Here is a 19,643-nt window from a genome sequence, read left to right as displayed (position 1 = left end):
CCCGCCTGCTCGGCCGGCGGGGCATAACTCCTGCAATCTGCGTGCCGAACAGTGGACTTCCGCGTGATTACGCGGGTGGTGTGGGTCGACCGGAACGAATTGCCGGAGTTATGCGCAACCGACGGCTTGGAGCGCCGTGGGAATTCGGCAGGAGTGCCCTGTCAACCCCTTGAATGTGGGAGTTAGCGGATGTCTACTTAAGGCCCAAAGCAGCCCGGAGGCGGCACGTGAACCCGAACAATGACGTTTCGGATGCCCAGAATCTGCGCGTATCGCAGCTCGGCATCCTCCAGCTCACCCCGACCGAGTGGTTGGTGCGAGATTCGCAAATTCTCGACGGCGACCCGGCCGCCCTGCTCGGAGTGATCCAGCAGAGCGGGGACGCCTACGAGGTAACCAAGCTCGGAGTACTCACCACGAGATGGTTCTACTCGTCCTTCTATCAGGCCCAGGCCAGCTTCCTGGTGCAGGGTGCGCTCGCCCCGCAGCCCAGCCGCCCGCGAGCATCGCGACTCACTGACTAGCTGGGCCACACTTCGGGGAGGCTCCGGGGCGGCCTAGATTACGTGATTGTTGTCATCCGTTGTGGGCGTGCTGCCATGCTCCCCTTTCTTGACGGATGCCTCGGCCTGGTTCAACATATCGGCGACCTTGCTTTGCGCCACGGAGGCGGCGTCGCGCGCGATCGTCTCGGCCTGAGAGATGACCTTCTGCGTGGCGGGGTCGCCCCACATTTCGTGGGCTTTTGCGCTGAGGCGGTCGTAGGCCTGGCGGCCAGCTTTGGATCCGAGCACGAAGCCGGTCGTGATGCCGGCGATGAATAACAGCTTGCCTTTCATGGAAACTCCTTCATGTCGTTTTCTCTACGGTGCTGCGTCACGCCGAAGGTTCAGCGAGACGGAGATCTTCTTCGTCGATGTCATGAACGACCAGATCGGGGTTCGAGGGATTGTCGGCCGGATCGATGTCGTCGATGTTCGGCTCGTTGTCGCGATTGTCCTGGTCGTCTTCGGCGTCGCTGTCGGGCTCGGCCGGAGTGGCGGCGGCGGCCTCACCGGCGGTTGAGCCGTCGTTCTGGGGCGCTGGGCCGTCGGGGCCGGTGCCAGCGCTGGCCTGGGGCACTGCGGCGGGGCCGCCAGAGCGCTCTTCGTCCGGGCCGTCGGGGCCATCCGGCCCGACCAGCTGATCGGGATTGGTCGGCGAAGCCGGAGCATCGGGCGCCGACTCAGTGCCGGGGGCATCCAGTGGCGGCTGGTTGTCGGGGGTGGAGTTGTGGGTCACGGTGTACCTCTCTGATAAGTCGGCCGAATCGCAGCAGCGACCGGGCGAACGGGTGGGCGGCACTCAAGTTATACCCCGAACGGGTGACATTCAATATGGTTCAGCTGCCATCACTCAGCAAGAGCGCGCGCAACGCCGTCTCGACGGAAACTCGGCCGGCGGGGTCGATGGTCTCACCGGCAAGATAGAGGTCGACCACGCGCGGATCCACGTAGCTCGTACGTGCGATCGCCGGTGTGTTGCCGAGAACCTCGGCGGCCTGACGCATGGCTTCGGCGATGGCACGGTTGTCCTGGCGACGGCTGCGCGTTGCCGCGCGCGGTGGGCGGGCAGCGGATGCCGCTCGTCCGGCCGGCTCCGCAGCCAATTTCAAGCTCTCGGCGAGGCTGGCCGCCAAGCTCTGCGCGGCTGCGGCCGTGCCCCGCAGGGTGCGAAAGTCCTTCGCCGTAAACTCCCCGCCGGTTCGTTCCTTGATGAAATCATTGATGTCGGTGGCCGACACGACGTCCTCAATGTCATCCAGCACCCAGGACAGCAGCGGTGCGGCCGGCCGTTCGCGCAGGCGGGCGCGCAGATACAACGCGAGGTCGGCATCCGTTATGACGCCCTGAAACTGTTGCCCACTCTTGGCCGGAAAATTCAGCCGCACCACGTCGCCGCGCACGCTCACGTGCGAGCAGAGCAGGGTGGAGAGCCCGTGGCTTCCGTAGGTGTCGGCGTAGCGCTCGCTGCCGATGCGCAGCGATGCGAGATCGAGCATGCGAAACGACGCGGCGAGCGCCCGGATGCGGGGCGGGCCGTCGCCGCGCAGCTCGCGGGTGACCTGACCGCGCACCCGCGGAAGCGATTCGGCCAGCTGCAGCGCACGCTCGAACTTGAGCCGGTCCTTCTGTTCGCGCCAGACCGGGTGGTAGATGTACTGGCGCCGGCCGGCTGCGTCGATACCGATCGCCTGAATGTGCCCGTTCGGGTGCGGGCAGAGCCACACGTCGTTCCACGCGGGCGGAATCGCGAGCGCCGCGAACCGCTCCCGCAATGCCTTCGCGGTGACCTTCTGCCCGGCGGGGTCGCGGTAGCCAAAGCCCGTGCCGGCGCGCGTTCTCGTATATCCCGGACGCGTCGGGTCGCTGCGTCGCAGCCGGGTCATCGGGCGCTCGCCTCTGGTCGCATGCCGGTACAGTACTGCGACTCCGCCCGGCAAGCACGAAAGCAAATGCCCGCTGCCGTGATGCCCGGGTTTTTCCGCCGACACTTGCAATTCAATCGCACTTGTGTTCGACTGAGGGCATGCGGTGGAGCTCACAAGAACTACAGACCGAGCGGCCAGGCGCCCTGCCGGGGCTGGCGCGGCTGAACAACCTCGTGCGCAGCGTGCAGACGCCGGAGTTCGCGGGAATCACGTTCCACGAGATCCTGGCCAAGTCGGCGCTCAACCACGTACCCGGGCAGAGCGCGCTGCCGTTCGGCTACACGATCAACCCCTATCGTGGCTGCTCGCACGCCTGCACCTACTGTTTTGCGCGCACCTCGCACCAATACCTCGACCTTGATGCTGGCAAGGATTTCGACAGCGAGATCATCGTCAAGGTCAACGTGGCGGAGGTCTTGCGAAAAGAGCTGGCGAAACCGACGTGGGGGAGGCATCCGGTGGCGCTCGGCACGAACACCGACCCCTACCAGCGTGCTGAGGGACGCTACCGGCTCATGCCGGGGATCATTGCGGCCCTCGCCGACAGCAAAACGCCCATTTCTATTCTCACCAAGGGCACTCTGCTGCGCCGCGATCTCGATCTGCTGGTCGAGGCGAGCGAGCACGTTCCGGTCGATCTGGCGATGTCGATCGCCATCTACGACGATGACCTGCAGCAGTCGGTCGAGCCGGGTACCCCCACCACGAAGGCCCGCCTCGCCACGGTTACCGCGGTGCGCGAACGCGGCCTGGACTGCGGCGTCTTTCTTATGCCGATTTTGCCGTTCCTCACCGACACCCGAGCGCACCTCGACGAGGCCCTGCGGCAAGCCAAAGCGGCCGGTGCCACGAGCGTGCTCTACTCGGGGCTCAACCTCAAGCCCGCCGTCAAGGACTGGTACCTGCAGTGGCTCGCCCGCGAGCATCCCGAGCTCATCGGTCGCTACCAGGAGCTCTACGCCCGCGGACAATACGCCCCCAAGGAGTACCGCACCTGGCTCGCCGCGCGCATCAAACCCCTCATTCGCGCGCACGGCCTCGAGCGCGGAATCGTCGACCCGTCCACCGGCGGCCTGCGCTCCAGCGCCCTCCCGTCCTCCCCGGAACGGATGCCAGCGCCCGCCTCCCGCATGCGGGCCCCACTCCGTGCACCGCGCCCGGGTTCCGCGCCGCTCCCCGCACCGACCAATGCACCGGGCCCGGGCACCGAGACGCCGCGTTCGCTGATCGCCGCCGAGCTTCCGCCTGAGCTATCGCCCACCCTGTTCTGACCTGGCCACCGGCCCCACTCCACCCCGGTGGCATACTTGACCAGGGGGAAAATATGTCTCTAGGTCTACCCGGCCACTTGGTGCAGCTGACGCTCGCGCGCGCCTTGGCGCGGGCGGCGCACTGGTTTGCGCTGACCTGTCTGATGGCCGCTGTCGTGTCTGTCGGCATTCTCAGCGTCACCCGCAGCCCCGAACTCTGGATCACGATCGTGGTCGTAGCCGCCATGGGCACCCTGCTCATTCTTTTCACGCGGCACCGCCGAATCGCGCTCGCCGTCGCCTACCTCATCGTCGGAACCCTCGGCGTCTACGTCTTCACCATGACCGTGCTCGGCGTTCCCGACGTATTCCCCACGTCGAATATGTTCCTCGTCGCCCTGCCCAAGATGGCACTCGTCATGGTGGGCGGCGCCGGAACCACCGCCCTCGCCGGCGTTCTCTGGAGCACCGCGGCCTTCATCCTCGCCGAGTCCGCTGCGTTCGTCGCTATCGTCAACACCACAGTGCCCTACCGGCCCGACCTGTTCACCCTCTCCACCTACCTCGTGCTGGTCGGCGCCATGGTGCTCGCCGGAATCGACCGCCGCGCGAGCAATGCCGCGCAGCCGGCTATCCACCGCGCAGTTCAGGATGGCGCCAACCGGCAACTGCGCGACGCCCTCGACACTCGCGCCATCGCCTTGCTCAACGACACGACCGTGGCCCAGCTCGTGGCCCTGTCCCTGGCCGAACCCGGTGCCCTCTCGCCGAGCCTCAAAGCGAGCCTCAATTACACGCTCACCACCCTGCACGACACCAACTGGCTCACCGACATCGACGCCCGCACCAACACCACGCCGCAACCGACCCTCACCGGCAAAACCACCCAGCAAGCCCCGAGAAAGCCCCTCGCCGCGCCAGCCACCAGCGACGCCTGGCTCTCCAGCGCCGTCTATACCGCCATCGGTCGCTCACGCGACCGCGGACTCGTCGTCGAGGTCACCGGCGATCGCGACGCGCTCGCCCGCCTCGACGCGGGCAGCGACCGCGACGTCGGCCTCGCCGTGCAACAGTGCCTCGTCAACGTCATCCTGCACGCCGGAGTCGCCTCGGCCGAGGTCGCCATCGAATCCGACCTCAGTACAATCTCCCTGCTCATAACGGATGCCGGCCGCGGCTTCACCGAATCGGAATCGGCTTCCGACCGCCTCGGTCTACGGCAGTCCGTGCGGCGCCGCATCGAACAGCTCGGCGGATCCGTGCTGATCTGGAGCCGCCCCGGCGCTGGCACGAGCGTGCACCTGACGGTTCCAGCGGCAACGCAAACTCCCACGAAACCCGCAACGAGCCAGAGCGCGCGACCCGACCCGAACCCACGGAGCCCGCGTTGACTCGCGCGACCCCCATACCGCGCAGGCCGCGCGCACCGGCATCCGCTTCGCAGCAGCGCCTCGACCCCATCGGCGGCCTCGCTGCCTGGCCACTCGCCCCGGTGGTCGCCCTCATCGTCGTGACCTATGCTATCGTCGCGACGATGTCCCGCATGCGCGAGATCCAGATCACTGAGCTGGCCGCAGCCTCCGTTGCCGTGCTCATGATCACGGCCGCCGTGCTCGTCTGGGCCGCCCGCCCTGATCTGGCGCCGTTCACCCGCACCCGCGCCGTCGTGATCGTCGCCCTCGGGCTCACGGCGCACGTGCTCGCCGCGGCGAGCACGTGGCAGTTCAACAGCATGATCCAGGACGACTTCGCTCCGATCGGACTCGGCCTGCTGCTCCTCGCTCTCGCCCCGTTCCGCCCGTGGAAGGAAATACTCGCGCTCGGTGCATCCTCCGCGCTCGTTGTCGGCGTCACGGCCCTGGCCCAGTCGCCATTTCTCGGCATCCAGACCCCGCCCGTTCTGTTCGCCATCATCGCCATGACCCAGGTGCTCGCTCCCGCCCTGGCCTCGGCCGCGTATTCTCGCCAGGTCGTCAACTCCATTCACCGCTGGCAAACGGATGCCCGCCGCGCCATTCGGGCGCGCACCGAAGAGAGTCGCGGCGCCCTCGCCACCGAGGTGGTGGACCACCGCGTCACGAACCTCGGTGCCGACGTACTGCCCTTTCTGGCGGATGTGCTCGAGCGGCAGGAACTCACCCCGGCCGACATCAAACGGGCGCGCTCCCTCGCCTTTCAGGTGCGCCGGGTGCTCGTAGCCGAGGTCGACCACACCTGGCTCGACGACCTCATCGACCGCGAACGCCTCAAACTCACCGAGCGCGGGCTCAACCCACTGTGCGTCATCGCCGACCCCGAGCGCCGCGCTACCGGGTTCGACTCAGATCAGCGAGCCGCCGTCGGCGCCCTGATCGTGGCTCTCTGCACTCTCCAGGGCTTCGACCCCACGAGCTTGGTCGTGCAGATCGACGGATCCGGAGAAGCCCCATCCGATACGGACCAGATCACGCAGGCCTTCGGCAACCGCACAGCCCGCGCCACCCCCGCCACCGACACCACGACAATCGCCATCGTCACCGCCGCCGAACAGCAGGCCGCCACCCAGGCGAAGGCCCAGGCCCGCGCGCAGGCCCAGGTGCACGCCGCCACGGCCCCGAGAACGCGCACAACCGAGTTGAGCGCCATCGACACCATCACAATCCAGGCCGGCATCTCCCTGCCGCCGTTTCACCGCCGTCGCGCACTGCGCCCGTACCTCAGTGTGCTGCGAGCCGTGTTCACCCGGGTGCGGGTGACCAGCCGGCATCCGCTGCTCACGCTAGAATTTGACGCTGAACGCACCACGACCAAAGGCATCAATTAATGGCGAAACTGTACTTTCGATACGGCGCCATGAACAGCGGCAAGAGCACGTCTATGCTGCAAGCGGCATATAACTATGAGGAGCGCGGCCACCACGTGCTGCTCGCGAAGCCGAGCGTCGACACCAAGGGTGACCGCGGCATCCTCTCCCGCCTCGGCGTCACCCGCGCTGTTGACTTCTTGCTCACCCCCGAGACGGATGCCTACGCGGCCTTCCAGCAGCACCGCGCGCTGGTGTTGAAAGAGTCCGGTCGTGACGTGAGCGCCCTGCTGCTCGACGAGGCCCAGTTTCTCACCGAAACGCAGGTTGACGACCTGCTGCGCATCGCGATTCTGCAGGACGTGCCCGTGCTGGCCTACGGGATCCGCACGGACTTTCAAACCGTCGCCTTTCCCGGAAGCCGCCGCCTGCTCGAGGTATCGCACAGCCTCGAAGAGCTCAAAACCATCTGCCGCTGCGGGCGCAAAGCGGTGTTCAACGGGCGCAAGATCGATGGTTCGTTTGTTTTCGACGGTGACCAGGTGGCCATCGATGGCGAAAAGGTCACCTACGAGTCGCTCTGTGGTAGCTGTTACCTCGACGAAAGCCACGGCGTGCTCAACAACCGCAGCCGGCCAGCTTCCGAATAAAAAGGCCAGAACGGGCGAAGAAAACATTAGGGTAAAACCCATGTACCGCTATCGAGTGGCCCTCATCGATGATCACGAGATCGTCGCCCGCGGATTCGCCGAACTCTTCTCCACTATTGCTGAGATCGACGTCGCCGGCACCGTCGCCACGGTGACCGAACTGCTCGAGGCCACACCGCACGGCGCCCGCATCGATCTGGTCATTCTCGACCTGCGCCTCTCCGATGGGTCAACGGTCACGAGCAATGTCGACCGCCTTCGTGCCCGCGGTGCGGCAGTACTCGCCTTCACCGGGGGAGACGACGCGCAGCTCATGCGGGCCGCCGCCCGGGCCGGCGTGCTCGGCGTCGTGCGCAAATCCGAGCCGACCGCCGTCTTGCTCGACGCCATCACGCGAGCCGCGCGCGGTGAAACCATCGCCTCCACCGACTGGGCCGCTGCCCTCGACGGCGACCCCGACCTGGCTGACGCCGGCCTCAGTCCGCGCGAACGCGAGGTGCTCTCGCTCTACGCAGCGGGCGCGAAAGCGCCCCTCGTGGCCTCGCGCACCGCACTATCCGAGGCCACCGTCATCGACTACATCCGCCGCGTCCGCTCCAAGTACGAGCGGGTCGGCCGCCCGGCCAACACCAAGATCGACTTGTACAAGCGCGCCCTGGAAGACGGCATTCTGCCCGTTCCGGGCCGCTCCTGATGCCCCAGCAAAATTCGCACGAAGCGGATGCTCCGCCTCACCCGCCCAGTGCGCGTGCGGACGCCGATGACACGACCATCAACAACCACGGAGCCGAGTTCGACGACGTCTCCGCTACAGAACGTCTCACGCGAATGCTCTACCTCGGGGTCGGTGCCACCGCGCTGATTTTCGGCGTGTTCTCTCTCGATGCGTTTCTGCGCCAGGTCTATGCCCCGTTCCCGGTCGCTTCCACCGCCGGCTGGCTGTTCATTGTGGGGTTACCAGCCACCCTCGGTTTTCTCTCCCACGTCGTGCCGCTGCGGGTGCTGCGGCGCATCGCGATCCTCGAGGGCTGTACCTTTTCGTTCATCCTCTGCTGGTGGCTGCTGATGCGGCTCGAACCGCTGCCGGCGGGCGACGACGTGCCCTGGGTTCTCATGCTGTCGGGCATCCCCACCGTTACCATCGCTATCATCGCCAGGCCCTGGACCGCGCGCATCTATGCCCTGCTCGCCTCCATCGCGAGCGGACTCATTCGCGGCGCGACCTCGGTGGAAGCCGACCCCCTGCTCGTGGGAGTGCAGGACGCCCTCTATATGCTGCTGTTGTCGAGCGTTCTGGTCGGGCTGACTCTGACCATTCGGCGCAGCGCCGCCCGGGTCGACGGCGAGCAATACGTGCGACGCGCCGCCGAATCCGAACAGGCCGCCCGGGCCGCCCGACGCACGGAACGCCAGACCATCAATGCCCTCGTGCACGACAGCGTGCTCTCGACCTTACTGATGGCGGGCCTGAACCGGGCATCACCCGTCGTGGTCGCCCGGCAGGCACGTTCCACCCTCGACCAGCTCGACGCCCTGGGAACGGATGCCCGGTCGGCCGCCGTCTCCGGGGTGGACTTCGCGAGCCGGCTGCAGAAGCAGTGCGAACACCTCCCGGCGCGGGTTCTCGTCACGATTCAGCAGAACGACCTCGGGTCGGTCCCCGCCCCGGTGGTACTCGCGCTGCTCGCCGCCGCCGGTGAGGCCCTGCGCAATTCGGTTGCCGCCGCCGGGGTCGGCCATCCCCATGAGGTACAGCGTCGGGTCGCACTGAGCGCCGATCAGAACTCGATCCACCTCGCGGTCACCGACGACGGTGTGGGCTTTGACAGCGCCAGAGTGCCTGGCCACCGACTGGGAATCGCCGAGAGCATCGTCGGTCGCATGGAACGCGTGCCGGGCGGAAGCGCCGTGATCACGAGCCGACCGGGTCATGGAGTCTCGGTCGACCTGTTCTGGGTTCGACCGGATGCCGCGCCCGTCACCCCCGCGCCGGCCCGTCTCGCCGGGATACCGGGGGCAGCGTCTCGTCCGTTGTCCTTCTCGGCGTCGCTCGGTCTCTCCGTGCACATGGCGCGGCTGGTCGTCGTGCTCTTCATCGTCGTGCACTCGGTGCTCGCCGCGGCCAACTCCGATCGCATCACCATGATGCCGCTGGGGATCTTTGCCTTTCTGGTGCTCTCGACCGCGGCGATTCTGGTCACCGGCGGCGCCGCCGACCCCATGCCGGTGACCCGCACCGTTGGGATTCTGCTGCTCTGCACGGTCGCCGCGGGCTTGATGTACTTTCATATTCCGAGCGGGCACGTTGGACCGTTCGCGCACTGGCATCTGGGCGCCATCACGCTAGTGCTCGTCGTTCTGGCCGCCCGTGGGCGCACCGGGTGGGCCTGGGCTGGGTACGCCATGATGGCCTTCAGCTCGATCGCATTCGCCGTGCACGCCGGGCTCACCGTCGGCGACGGCGTCCTGCAGGTGAGCCGCCACGCGGGTACCCTCCTGGCCGGCACCCTGTTCGTCGTGGGCATGCGGCATTTTTCGCACAACCTCGACGAGCTGTATCGCGATCGGTCGCAAAGAGAAACCTTTGTGGCTCGAACCGGCGCGACCACCTCCGAGCGGCAGGCGCAGGTCGCCCGATTGAATGCCATGGCTCGCCCCTCGCTGGAACGCCTCACCAGCACCGACCCGGTGACGGATTTTCAGCGCGACGAGTTCCTCCTGGTCGAGGCGAGCCTGCGTGACGCCATCCGGGCACGCTGTCTGTTCGTCGAACCCATCATCGGGGCCGCCTGGGCGGCACGCTCCCGGGGGGTCGAGGTCGTGCTGCTCGACGACAGCGGCGACCGGCCACCGGCATCCGTTGTGGTGATAGCTGCGATCGTCAGCGGTGAGCTCGACCGTCTCACGCACGGGCGGCTCACGGTGCGGGTGCTTCCCCCCGGGCGCCGCGAATTCGCCACGATCATGGTGGAAAGCGGGCAGAGCCGCATCCTGCTGGTGAGCCGTGACGGCACCGTGCGCGAAACGTGATCGTTCGCGTCGCGTACCCCCATTACAGGTGGTTAACCGCGTTTCTACGCCGAATTACCAGACGAGAAGGCAAATCTAATTGTGTATTGCACCAGTCGTCCCGCTAGTCTGGGAGTCGCCTAGGTATTTCACGATGATATGCCGGGACACACATTTTTCTTGGCATATCAGCCATTCACTTACCCGGGGGGACCCTCACTATGTTTAAGAAAAGCCTCGCGACCGCGGCACTCGCCATCTTTGCCGTCTTCGCCGTCGTGCCGGCCGCCAACGCGGTCGACTACGTGTCCGACACCAAGGTCACCGTTCAGGTTGCTCCCGTCGCCGGCGAGACGGCAGTCGTCGCCTTCGCCGCAAACGCCTTCGCCAAGAACGAGAGCGTCACGTACTCGGTCACGGGTTCGCACTCCACCACGCTGAGCGTAGTCAAGACCGCTGTCACCACCTCCCTCACCAAGGCCGCAGCCGATAACGGTTCTTCGTCGGTCAACATTGTGATTCCCGATGAAGCGACCGGCGACTACACCCTCACTGCAAAGTCTGCGACCCAGAGCTACACCGCAACCCTCGACATTATTGCCGCTGACGCTGGAACGTCCAACGGTCTCGCGTCCACTGGCTACGACGCTCCGGTTCTCGTCATCTGGGCTGCCGCCGGCCTCCTCGTTCTCGGTGGCGCACTCATCGCCGTGCGCATCTCGGTTCGTCGTCAGCACGCCGCCGCGTAATTAGCTTCATCGCATAGCGGCTTTCCTCAACGCCTCGACTCTTCGGAGTCGGGGCGTTTTTGGGTACCCGAATCACCCGGAGCCGCCACGCACCCACGTAGCCGCCCAGCCGGCGCAAGAAAGCCCGGCCAGAGGTCCGGCCGGGCTGGCACGCATGGTAGCTGCGCTACGGGGTGCGCGGCGCAGGTTCGATCACAATCTGCAAACCGGTCGCTGAGTTGGCCGAGATCGTTAATGCCTCGACCCAGTCGCGGTTGAGGGACGGCATTTTACTGCCGAAGTACTTGAAGGTCAGGGGGATGCTGGGGTGCACCCAAACGGTGCTGCGCCCGCCGCCAACGAGTGGATCATCGCGCCAGGAGAAGTAGAAGGATTCCCCGCGGCGCAATTTGGCACCGATGGCAATCTGAATGTGTGCGAGCGCCCGGTCATCGAAATCGACCGTGATGCTCGAGTCGTACGTAAACTTGCCCATTCTGCCTCGCGCTGGTTCTTCGGCGAACGCGAACGGGCAGGCCGAGTCGCATACAACCACGGGTTTCGTTCCCGTTTGGGGAACGATAACTGTTATGCGTTTTTGATCATAGCGATGCGGTCGACTAAGTGCCTCGCTTAGTTAGCCAAGCCCCAGCCCCAATACTGGGGATAGTCAGATCGGTCTAACACCCCTAATAGGTCCAGTGACTTCAGAACGCGAGCAGTGCGGGCACAACGACGAGCCCGTTGAAGCTCACGTGCGCAACGATCGCGCCACCGATACGCCCGGTCGCCAGCGAAACGGATGCCGCAGCCAGCCCAAAAATCAGCGTCGAGACTCCGACCACCACGATGGCCTGCGGGTTCCCGGCCTCAATGGTCACCAGGTGCATGAGCGCGAATGTCAGCCCGCTGACGACGACCGCGATCGGTGCAGCCCAGCCTGAGGACCCGTGCGCGGCCACCTGGCCGTAGACGGCCCGCAGCACGAGCCCGCGAAAAAAGAGCTCCTCCACGAACGGGGCCAGCAGCACCGGGGCCAGCAGAGCCCCGAACAGCCACCAGAGGTCGTAGACCGTCTCGCCGAAGCTGACGCCGGCGGTTCCGATGCTGCCGTAGACCCCGATTTCGATCAGGCTGGCCGCAGTGCGGGTCAAAAGCCCCACGGCGAGGCCCCAGACCAGGTCGATCGGGCGAATCGACAGACGCAGAAAACGGCGCGCCGCGCCGTGCTGCTCGCCTGCAGCACGGCCAACATCAATCGCCGCCACGCCGACCGCAACCAGCAGCGGCACCCAGACGCAGAGATAGCCCAGAAGCAGGGCCACGTTGCCGTCGCTGAACGCCGTTGCCCCCACCGACGCCAGCAGCACCATGGCCGCCACGATGCCGATGCCGGCGGGCACCAGAAGACGTGCGGGCCGAGCCCGCGGCGGAGTTAACGCCCCCATAGTTTCACCCTCCCCATCACCCCAAACTACCGGCACCGGCCACCGGTCGGCGCGGGGATCAAAGTTCGGTACCCTCAGAACAGGGGAACCGCACGCTCGTGCACTGAAGTACGCGCCGGATCGGGAGCTGCCATTCCCGTTGACGACACGAGGGGATCAAGCCGCATGGAACTTCGCGACTATATTCGCATTCTGCGCAAGAGTTGGGTGCTCATCGTCTTGTGCACGCTTGTGGCCGTGGGTGCGGCATCCGCTTATTCGATTCTGCAGACGCCCGAGTACAGCGCCACGTCCAAGGTTGTCATCCTGACGCAGTCGAGCGGGTCCACCGCCGACCTCGCCCAGGGCAACAACTTCTCTGTGGCACGGGTGAAGACCTATTCCGAGCTCGTGACCACGCCGATCGTGCTGCTGCCCGTCATCGCCAGCCTTGACCTGGGCATCACGGCCGATGTGCTGGCGACGAAGGTCGCTGCCTCAGCACAGCTGGATACGTCGATCATCGACGTCGTCGTGACCGATACCGACCCGGTGCGGGCCGCCGACACGGCAAATGCTATTTCGACCAGCCTCACCCGCGTTGTCGAAGACATTGAGACTCCGGATGCCGCCGGCGCGACGTCGCCGGTCAAACTCACTCTCACGCAGGAAGCGACCGTGGCGACTGTTCCGGTGAGCCCCAACGTGCCGCTCAACATCGCTCTGGGCGCCCTGGTGGGTCTGGCCCTCGGCGTGGGCATCGCGGTGCTGCGTGAAACCCTGGAAACCCGCATCCGCAACACCCGCGACGTCGAAGCGCTCACCGACCTGCCCATTCTCGGCGGCATCGTCTTCGACCCCAAGGCCAAAGACCGGCCGCTCATCGTGCACGTCGACCCGCGCAGCCCGCGCGCCGAGTCGTTCCGCACGCTGCGCACCAACCTGCAGTTTCTCGACGTAGGCCGGGTCGACCGTGCCTTCGTCATCACCTCGTCGATCGAGAGTGAGGGCAAGAGCACGACCGGCGCCAACCTCGCGATCGCCCTGGCGGATGCCGGCTCGCGCGTGCTGCTCGTGGACGCCGACTTGCGCCGTCCCAGGGTCGCTGACTACATGGACGTCGAGGGCGCCGTCGGACTCACCGACGTGCTCATCGGTCGCGCCGAGCTGGCCGACGTCATCCAGCCCTGGGGCAAGGGCCTGCTGTCGGTACTGCCGGCCGGTCATGTGCCACCGAACCCGAGCGAACTGCTCGGCTCCACGCGCATGACCCAGCTCATCGCCGAGTTCAACCGGGTGTTCGACGTGGTCATCTTCGATGCTCCGCCGCTGCTCCCGGTGACGGATGCCGCCATCCTCGCCAAAAACGTCGGCGGCGCCCTCGTTGTCGTCGCGGCCGGGCGCACCCACAAAAACCAGCTGACCGGAGCCATCGCCGCTTTGAACAATGTGGGCGCCCCCATCTCGGGACTCGTGCTCACCATGCTGCCCACCAGCGGCCCCGACGCCTACGGCTACGGGAATTACGGCTACGGCTATAGCTACGGCGACACCGACCCCGTAGCGGGCGAAGTGCTTCCCGCAGCAGGTGCCGCCCCTGCCCGCGCCCGCGGCACTCGCGTCAAGCTGTAACCGACCGCTGCGCTCTGCTTGAATAAGGCGATGTCTTCTACCCACTCGGCCCCCGCCGCACCTCCGAAGCGCACCCGCACCTTCGTGGGGTTCGTCGTGCTCGGTGTGCTCGTCATCGTGGTGGCGGCCACCGCCTGGGTGGGCATTCGCGGACTGCAGGCCAAGGATGCCCTCGAGGCGGCCGTGCCGCTCGCTTCGAGCATCAAAGACAAGGTCGTCGCGGGTGACGGTGAGGCCGCCGCCCAGACCGCGGCCGAGTTGGCCGAGTACGCCGACACCGCCCGGTCTCGCACGAGCGACCCGATCTGGCGCACCTACGAATTGCTGCCGTTCCTCGGCCCCAATTTGCTGGCTGTGCGCCAGCTCGCCGCCGTGGTTGACGACGTCGCCCAGAACGCCGTCACGCCCCTCGCCGCGCTGGCCGGCAACATCGACCTGACCGATTTCAAGCCCGTTGACGGCGCCGTAGCTCTGCAACCGCTGATCGACGCTCAGTCCTCGGTGACCGCGGCCAACAGCGCTCTGGCCCGAGCCGCCACCAACGTGAACGCCATCAAGACCAGCGACGTGCTCGAGGTCGTGCGCGGCGCCGTCAGCCGACTGCAGACCGTCACCGTCGAAACGTCGGCAACCCTCGACGGCATGAACCGCGCCGTGACCCTGCTGCCGGCCATGCTCGGAGCCAGCGGGCCGCGCGACTACATTCTGCTCTTTCAGAACCCGGCCGAGCTGCGTTCCACCGGCGGCATCCCCGGCGCGCTCGCGCTGCTCCATACCGACAACGGCCGTATCGACCTCACCCAGCAGGCCAGCTCGACCTCGTTTCCCGAGTACCCGGCCCCGGTGTTGCCCCTCGGCGACGACATTCGCAGCATTTACGGCGACATCACCGGCCAGTTCATTCAGAACGTCTCGATGACCCCGGACTTCGCGCAGTCGGGCGCTCTGGCCCGCGAAATGTGGCGCCTCGAATTCGGTGTCGAAGCCAACGGCGTGCTCTCGATCGATCCGGTCGCGCTCAGCTACCTGCTCGACGCCACCGGTCCGATCACCCTCGCCACGGGCGACGAACTCAACGCTGGCAACGCCGTGCAACTGCTGCTGAGCGACGTCTACGCCCGCTACAGCGACCCCAAGCAGCAGGACATTTTCTTCGCCGCCGCCGCCGGAGCCGTGTTCGACGCCGTCAAGAGCGGCAACGTCGACCCCACCAAGCTCATCGCCGCACTCGGCCGCGCCGCGACCGAAAACCGGGTCATGGTCTGGAATGCCGACGAGGCTGAACAGAAAATTCTCGACGGCACCACCCTGGCCGGGGCCAGGCCGGTCAGCGATGAGCACACCAATCGGTTCGGGCTCTACCTCAACGACGGTACGGGCTCCAAAATGGACGTGTACCTCGACGTGCAAACAGCCATCGGCCAGCAGACCTGCCGCAAAGACCTGCGCCCGCAGTACGCCCTCGAAGTCACCCTCACCAACACGGCGCCAGCGGATGCCGCCACCAGCCTTCCCCCCTATGTCACCGGCGGCGGCGGCTTCGGAGTCGCGCCGGGCAACATCAAGACCCTGATCGCGGGCTACGGCACCAAGGCGATGCAAAACCTCGGCCTCACCCGTGACGGTGTCGAGGTCCCCTATCACCCGGCCGCCGATGCCGGCTACCCGGTGAGCTCTATCGGTATCGAACTGGCGCCCGGAGAGAGCACCGTGCTGCGCTTCAACTGGCTCGGCCCGTCGCCGTTTACCGGCGATATCGAGCTGCGCAGCACTCCTCTGATCGCGCTGAACGAGCCGACATCACTAGACTTGCGTTGTTAGGGCTCACTATGGGCAGTCACAACAGCACCAAGCCACAACGTACTTCCGGGGGATTCACCTTGATTAGAAAACTTCTTGCCACGCTCGCGCTCGTTGCTGTCGCCGTTCTGGCTGGTCCGGTTGCCGCGCACGCCGCTGGCTATGTGGCTGCCGACCTCGTCACCGTTTCTGGCAGCCAGACCGCCGGAAGCACGGTCACCGTGGCGTTCGACGACGGCGCCTTTGCCGGCGGCGAACAGGTCTCGGTCGCGGTCTCTGGCGAAGGCTCGGTTACCCTGGCTGCACTGCGTGCCGCCACCGTCGATACCCGCAAGACGGCCACGAGCCTCGGCGCAGTCGACCTCAAGGTCACACTGCCGAGCGACGCGACCGGCTCCTACACCGTCACGGCAATCGGACTCAGTTCGCAGAACATCGGTACCTCAACAATCACGGTCGTTGCCGCCGACGGAGCTGGCCTGGCCACCGCCGGATTCGACGCTCCGTTCGTGCTCATCTATAGTGCAGTTGGCGCCCTGCTGCTGGGCCTGGGTATGGTCGTGGCACTGCGTTTCACTCTGCGCCGCCGCACCGCCACCGCCTAGTTCGGGGTTTCACCCTCTGATTGCGGGTCGCTCGCCCTGCCGAGCGATCCCTCACCTATGTCAAGCTACGGGTTGGCAGTTTTGTACCGCAACGAAAGGTAGCAGCGTGGAACTCCGCGACTACATCCGCATCCTGCAGAAGAGTTGGATGCTCATCGTGGCGCTCACCTTGGTGGCCGTGGCCGCGGCATCCGTTTTCTCGATTCTGCAGACACCAACCTTCAGCTCCACCTCCCGGGTGTTCGTGTCGACGCAGTCGAGCGGCACCACGAGTGACCTCGTGCAGGGGGCGAGCTTCACCGTGGCTCGAGTCAAGACCTACAGTGGTATCGCTGTCTCACCACTTGTGCTCCTACCGGTGATCGAATCCCTCAAACTCTCCGAAACGGCTGCCGAACTGGCCGAGAACATTGCCGTGTCGGCGCCGCTGGACACCTCGATCATTGACATTGCCGTGACCGATGCCGACCCGCGCCGCGCCGCTGACATTGCCAACGCGGTGTCGGAGAGCCTCGCCGCCGGCGTGCAGGAGATAGAGCAGCGCGACGAGGTCACCGGGGCACCCACCGTGAAACTCACACGTGTGCAGGTGGCCAGTGTGCCGTCCGTGCCGGTGGCCCCGAATATTCCCCTCAATATCGCGCTCGGCGCCCTCGTGGGCCTGGCCCTCGGCGTGGGAATTGCGGTGTTGCGCGAAACCCTCGACACCCGCATTCGCAGCCAGCGCGACGTGGAACAGGTCACCGATCTGCCCATCATCGGCGGCATCGTGTTCGACCCCAAAGCCACCGAGCGCCCGCTCATCGTGCACGCCGACCCGCGCAGCCCGCGGGCGGAGTCCTTTCGTACACTGCGCACCAACCTGCAGTATCTCGACGTGGAACGGGTCGACCGGTCCTTCGTCGTCACCTCCTCGATCGGCAGTGAGGGCAAGAGCACCACGAGCGCCAACCTGGCCATTTCGCTGGCCGATTCCGGTGCCCGCGTGCTGCTCGTCGACGCCGACCTGCGCAAGCCGCGGGTCGCCGACTACATGAACATCGAGGGCGGTGTCGGCCTCACCGACGTGCTCGTCGGCCGCGCCGAGATTGAGGACGTTATTCAGCCTTGGGGCCTCGGCCAGTTGTTTGTGCTGCCCGCCGGGCACATTCCGCCCAACCCGAGCGAGCTGCTCGGGTCGTCGCGCATGGCCCAAATCATCGAGGACTTCAACCGCACGTTCGACGTCGTCATCTTCGACTGTCCGCCGCTGCTTCCCGTAACGGATGCCGCCATCCTCGCCAAGAGCGTCGGCGGCGCCATTCTCATCGTCGCCGCCGGGCGCACCCAGAAGCACCAGGTCACCGGGGCCATCGCGGCGCTCGCGAGCGTCGGCGCTCCGATCAGCGGCGTGGTCATGACCATGCTGCCCACCAAGGGACCGGATGCCTACGGCTACGGCCGCTACGGCCAGTACGGTTATGGACACACCTACGGCGACGTCGGCCCGGCCCCCACGGTCTTAGCCCCCAGCTACTCCCGGCGATCGAGAGCCCAAGAATGACCGCGCCCCGCGACCTCCCCACCGAGACGCCGCGTAACCTCCCCACCGAGACGCCGCGTAACCTCCCCAGCACCACCGGCAGCCTCCCCGCCGCGGGCGCCCCCCGAATCCTGATCGTCTGCACCGGCAACATCTGTCGGTCGCCGCTGGCCGAGCAGCTGCTGCGGCAGAATCTCACCGCGGCCGGCATCGACGCCATCGTCACGAGCGCCGGAACGCGGGCCATGACCGGCAGCGCCATGACGCCGGAGGCTGCGGCGTTGTCGTCGCAATATGGGGCGCTCCGCACCCACCATGTGGCTCGGCAGCTCACCGAAAAGCTCATCGCCGACGCCGACCTGGTACTCACGGCCACGCGGGACCACCGCCGCGACGTCGTGACGCTGCTCCCCAAGGCCACCCGCTATACCTTCACCCTCAACCAGTTCGCCCGTCTGGTGGCCGCCGACCCGGCTCAACACCCGCTGGTCGAGATTGTCGGGGCCGCCCCAGGACTGCCGCTTCCCACCTCGACCACTCGGCCGCCGCTCGACTTCGCGGCTTACGTCGCCGAGGTCGCCTCGACCCGTGGACTCCATCCATCGCCCAACCCGCCCACCCTCGACGACGTCGATGACCCCTACCGTCAGTCCGCGGCCGTCTACGCCCGCGCCGCTGGGGCCATCAACGCCTCCGTCACCACGATCACTGCCGCCCTGGTCGCGGCCGGAGCCTGATGCCTCACTCACGCCGTCGTCGCCTCATCGCTTACTCCGCCATCGGCCTGTTCGTGCTGATCGACGCCGTGCTCGTCACCAACGCAGTCACCTCCACCTCGGTTGACGCGGCCGTTGACGCGTCGTCGATGCCGGCAGCGACGGCATCCGTTTTCCCCACGCCGAGCGCTACTCCGTCGCCCACCCTTGCCGCCAGGCCGACCCCCACCTTCGCGCCGGCGGTCAGCCCGGTGCCGGCCTTCCGCCTGCTCTCGGCCGTTTCGACCACCGCTGCCTGGCGCGCCACGACCGGAGAGTGCCCGGCCACGGCGGCCGCGCCCGAGCTCAGCACCGACTCTGGCGCCACCTGGGTGGCCAGCAACGCGACCGCACCGACCGGGGTCACCGCCCTGCAGAACATCTTTGCCCAGAGCGAGTCCGTCGCTGAATTCGTGGGCCTCGACGACGAAGACTGCGCCCCGCAGTTCGTCAAGACCTTCGTTGGCGGCGAGAACTACTCCAGCTACCCCGATGAGCTCGAGCTCGCCTGGTACATCGACCCCGCGGACCGCGCGACCGTGCACGGCCCCGATGGCCTCGCCACCGCCCCGTGCGACGCCATCGTCACCGTCGCCCCGAGCTTGGGAGACGCCGACTCGGCCGCCGTGCTCTGCGCCGACGGCCGCTTGTTCGCCACAACGGATGCCGCCGCTACCTGGTCGCCGCCGGTAGCCGTCGCCGGAATGGTCACGCTCACCGCCACGCCCACCGGCTACCTGGCCGTCGCGACCACCACCACCAGCACCAGCGACTGCATCGGTGTGGACCTCGTCGCCCTCACCGCCGACCTCGCGCCCACGGTCACCGGCTGCTACCCGACCGACCAAACGCCCGCTGCCCTGGCCGGCAACGTCGCCGTCGCCGTCGCGGATGACACGCTCTGGCTCTGGATCGGCGACGCCACCCTCCGTTCCACCGACGCCGGCCGCACCTGGCTCTAGCGGCCAGGACGCCGGGCGTCCCGCCCCGCCCGCCGGTCGCCCTGCACGTAA

19 protein-coding genes are annotated in these 19,643 nt (G+C 66.6%); 14 read left to right on the top strand and 5 right to left on the bottom strand.

Features of this window, described 5'->3' with window-relative positions:
* Positions 1 to 227: 227 nt before the first annotated feature.
* The gene (locus CJ028_RS02400; RefSeq protein ID WP_105033695.1) at positions 228 to 524 is read left to right on the top strand and encodes a hypothetical protein; all 297 of its coding nucleotides are present in this window, start codon (positions 228 to 230) and stop codon (positions 522 to 524) included.
* 33 nt (positions 525 to 557) lie between these two features.
* On the opposite strand, the gene CJ028_RS02395 is transcribed toward CJ028_RS02400, so the two are convergent.
* From CJ028_RS02395 to CJ028_RS02385, 3 genes are all read right to left on the bottom strand, one after another.
* A complete protein-coding gene (locus CJ028_RS02395) occupies positions 558 to 839 on the bottom strand; it encodes a hypothetical protein (RefSeq protein WP_105033694.1) in 282 nt (93 codons plus the stop codon).
* 37 nt (positions 840 to 876) lie between these two features.
* Complete coding sequence (locus CJ028_RS02390; protein WP_105033693.1) at positions 877 to 1,281, bottom strand: hypothetical protein; 405 nt, start codon at positions 1,279 to 1,281, stop codon at positions 877 to 879.
* 100 nt (positions 1,282 to 1,381) lie between these two features.
* Entirely contained in the window at positions 1,382 to 2,428 is a 1,047-nt protein-coding gene (locus tag CJ028_RS02385) for a DNA topoisomerase IB (protein ID WP_105033692.1), read from the bottom strand.
* A gap of 140 nt (positions 2,429 to 2,568) precedes the next feature.
* Between CJ028_RS02385 and CJ028_RS02380 the strand changes: the two genes are divergently transcribed.
* The 7 genes from CJ028_RS02380 (at position 2,569) to CJ028_RS02350 (ending at position 10,910) form a co-directional block, all read left to right on the top strand.
* Positions 2,569 to 3,741, top strand: coding sequence for an Rv2578c family radical SAM protein (locus CJ028_RS02380; protein ID WP_105033691.1), 1,173 nt, complete (start codon positions 2,569 to 2,571; stop codon positions 3,739 to 3,741).
* 53 nt (positions 3,742 to 3,794) lie between these two features.
* Positions 3,795 to 5,111 carry a sensor histidine kinase gene (locus CJ028_RS02375; protein ID WP_129590356.1) on the top strand — a complete coding sequence of 439 codons (1,317 nt, stop codon included), beginning with the start codon at positions 3,795 to 3,797 and terminating at the stop codon, positions 5,109 to 5,111.
* A complete protein-coding gene (locus tag CJ028_RS02370; protein ID WP_105033689.1) occupies positions 5,108 to 6,523 on the top strand; it encodes a hypothetical protein in 1,416 nt (471 codons plus the stop codon). Before CJ028_RS02375 ends, CJ028_RS02370 begins: the two co-directional genes overlap by 4 nt.
* Positions 6,523 to 7,152 carry a thymidine kinase gene (locus CJ028_RS02365; RefSeq protein ID WP_105033688.1) on the top strand — a complete coding sequence of 210 codons (630 nt, stop codon included), beginning with the start codon at positions 6,523 to 6,525 and terminating at the stop codon, positions 7,150 to 7,152. Before CJ028_RS02370 ends, CJ028_RS02365 begins: the two co-directional genes overlap by 1 nt.
* A 40-nt stretch (positions 7,153 to 7,192) precedes the next feature.
* Positions 7,193 to 7,846 (top strand): response regulator transcription factor, encoded by a 654-nt coding sequence (locus CJ028_RS02360; protein ID WP_105033687.1) that lies wholly within the window; start codon positions 7,193 to 7,195, stop codon positions 7,844 to 7,846.
* On the top strand, positions 7,846 to 10,182 hold the full coding sequence (locus tag CJ028_RS02355; RefSeq protein WP_105033686.1) for a DUF8320 family protein: 2,337 nt from the start codon (positions 7,846 to 7,848) through the stop codon (positions 10,180 to 10,182). The genes CJ028_RS02360 and CJ028_RS02355 overlap by 1 nt, the downstream gene beginning before the upstream one ends.
* Before the next feature lie 200 nt (positions 10,183 to 10,382).
* A complete protein-coding gene (locus CJ028_RS02350; RefSeq protein ID WP_105033685.1) occupies positions 10,383 to 10,910 on the top strand; it encodes a hypothetical protein in 528 nt (175 codons plus the stop codon).
* 166 nt (positions 10,911 to 11,076) lie between these two features.
* On the opposite strand, the gene CJ028_RS02345 is transcribed toward CJ028_RS02350, so the two are convergent.
* Both CJ028_RS02345 and CJ028_RS02340 read right to left on the bottom strand, forming a co-directional pair.
* The gene (locus CJ028_RS02345; RefSeq protein ID WP_105033684.1) at positions 11,077 to 11,385 is read right to left on the bottom strand and encodes a DUF7882 family protein; all 309 of its coding nucleotides are present in this window, start codon (positions 11,383 to 11,385) and stop codon (positions 11,077 to 11,079) included.
* A gap of 211 nt (positions 11,386 to 11,596) precedes the next feature.
* Positions 11,597 to 12,337 carry a CPBP family intramembrane glutamic endopeptidase gene (locus tag CJ028_RS02340; RefSeq protein ID WP_105033683.1) on the bottom strand — a complete coding sequence of 247 codons (741 nt, stop codon included), beginning with the start codon at positions 12,335 to 12,337 and terminating at the stop codon, positions 11,597 to 11,599.
* Between the two features lie 165 nt (positions 12,338 to 12,502).
* On the opposite strand from CJ028_RS02340, the gene CJ028_RS02335 reads away from it, so the two are divergent.
* The 6 genes from CJ028_RS02335 to CJ028_RS02310 all read left to right on the top strand — a co-directional run bounded on the left by CJ028_RS02335 (position 12,503) and on the right by CJ028_RS02310 (position 19,592).
* Complete coding sequence (locus CJ028_RS02335) at positions 12,503 to 13,948, top strand: tyrosine-protein kinase domain-containing protein (protein ID WP_105033682.1); 1,446 nt, start codon at positions 12,503 to 12,505, stop codon at positions 13,946 to 13,948.
* Between the two features lie 30 nt (positions 13,949 to 13,978).
* Positions 13,979 to 15,769, top strand: coding sequence for a DUF4012 domain-containing protein (locus CJ028_RS02330; RefSeq protein WP_105033681.1), 1,791 nt, complete (start codon positions 13,979 to 13,981; stop codon positions 15,767 to 15,769).
* 59 nt (positions 15,770 to 15,828) lie between these two features.
* A complete protein-coding gene (locus CJ028_RS02325; protein WP_129590355.1) occupies positions 15,829 to 16,353 on the top strand; it encodes a hypothetical protein in 525 nt (174 codons plus the stop codon).
* Positions 16,354 to 16,459: 106 nt separating this feature from the next.
* Positions 16,460 to 17,896 carry a tyrosine-protein kinase domain-containing protein gene (locus CJ028_RS02320; protein WP_105033679.1) on the top strand — a complete coding sequence of 479 codons (1,437 nt, stop codon included), beginning with the start codon at positions 16,460 to 16,462 and terminating at the stop codon, positions 17,894 to 17,896.
* The gene (locus tag CJ028_RS02315; RefSeq protein WP_105033678.1) at positions 17,893 to 18,612 is read left to right on the top strand and encodes an arsenate reductase/protein-tyrosine-phosphatase family protein; all 720 of its coding nucleotides are present in this window, start codon (positions 17,893 to 17,895) and stop codon (positions 18,610 to 18,612) included. Before CJ028_RS02320 ends, CJ028_RS02315 begins: the two co-directional genes overlap by 4 nt.
* Positions 18,612 to 19,592 carry a hypothetical protein gene (locus CJ028_RS02310; RefSeq protein ID WP_105033677.1) on the top strand — a complete coding sequence of 327 codons (981 nt, stop codon included), beginning with the start codon at positions 18,612 to 18,614 and terminating at the stop codon, positions 19,590 to 19,592. Before CJ028_RS02315 ends, CJ028_RS02310 begins: the two co-directional genes overlap by 1 nt.
* Positions 19,593 to 19,643: the final 51 nt, after the last annotated feature.

Origin of the sequence: Cryobacterium aureum (assembly GCF_002954245.1) — a bacterium.
In the GTDB taxonomy this organism is placed as follows: domain Bacteria; phylum Actinomycetota; class Actinomycetes; order Actinomycetales; family Microbacteriaceae; genus Cryobacterium; species Cryobacterium aureum.
The sequence above is the reverse complement of the archived record's forward strand: the minus strand, read 5'-3'. Positions and strand labels throughout refer to the sequence as shown.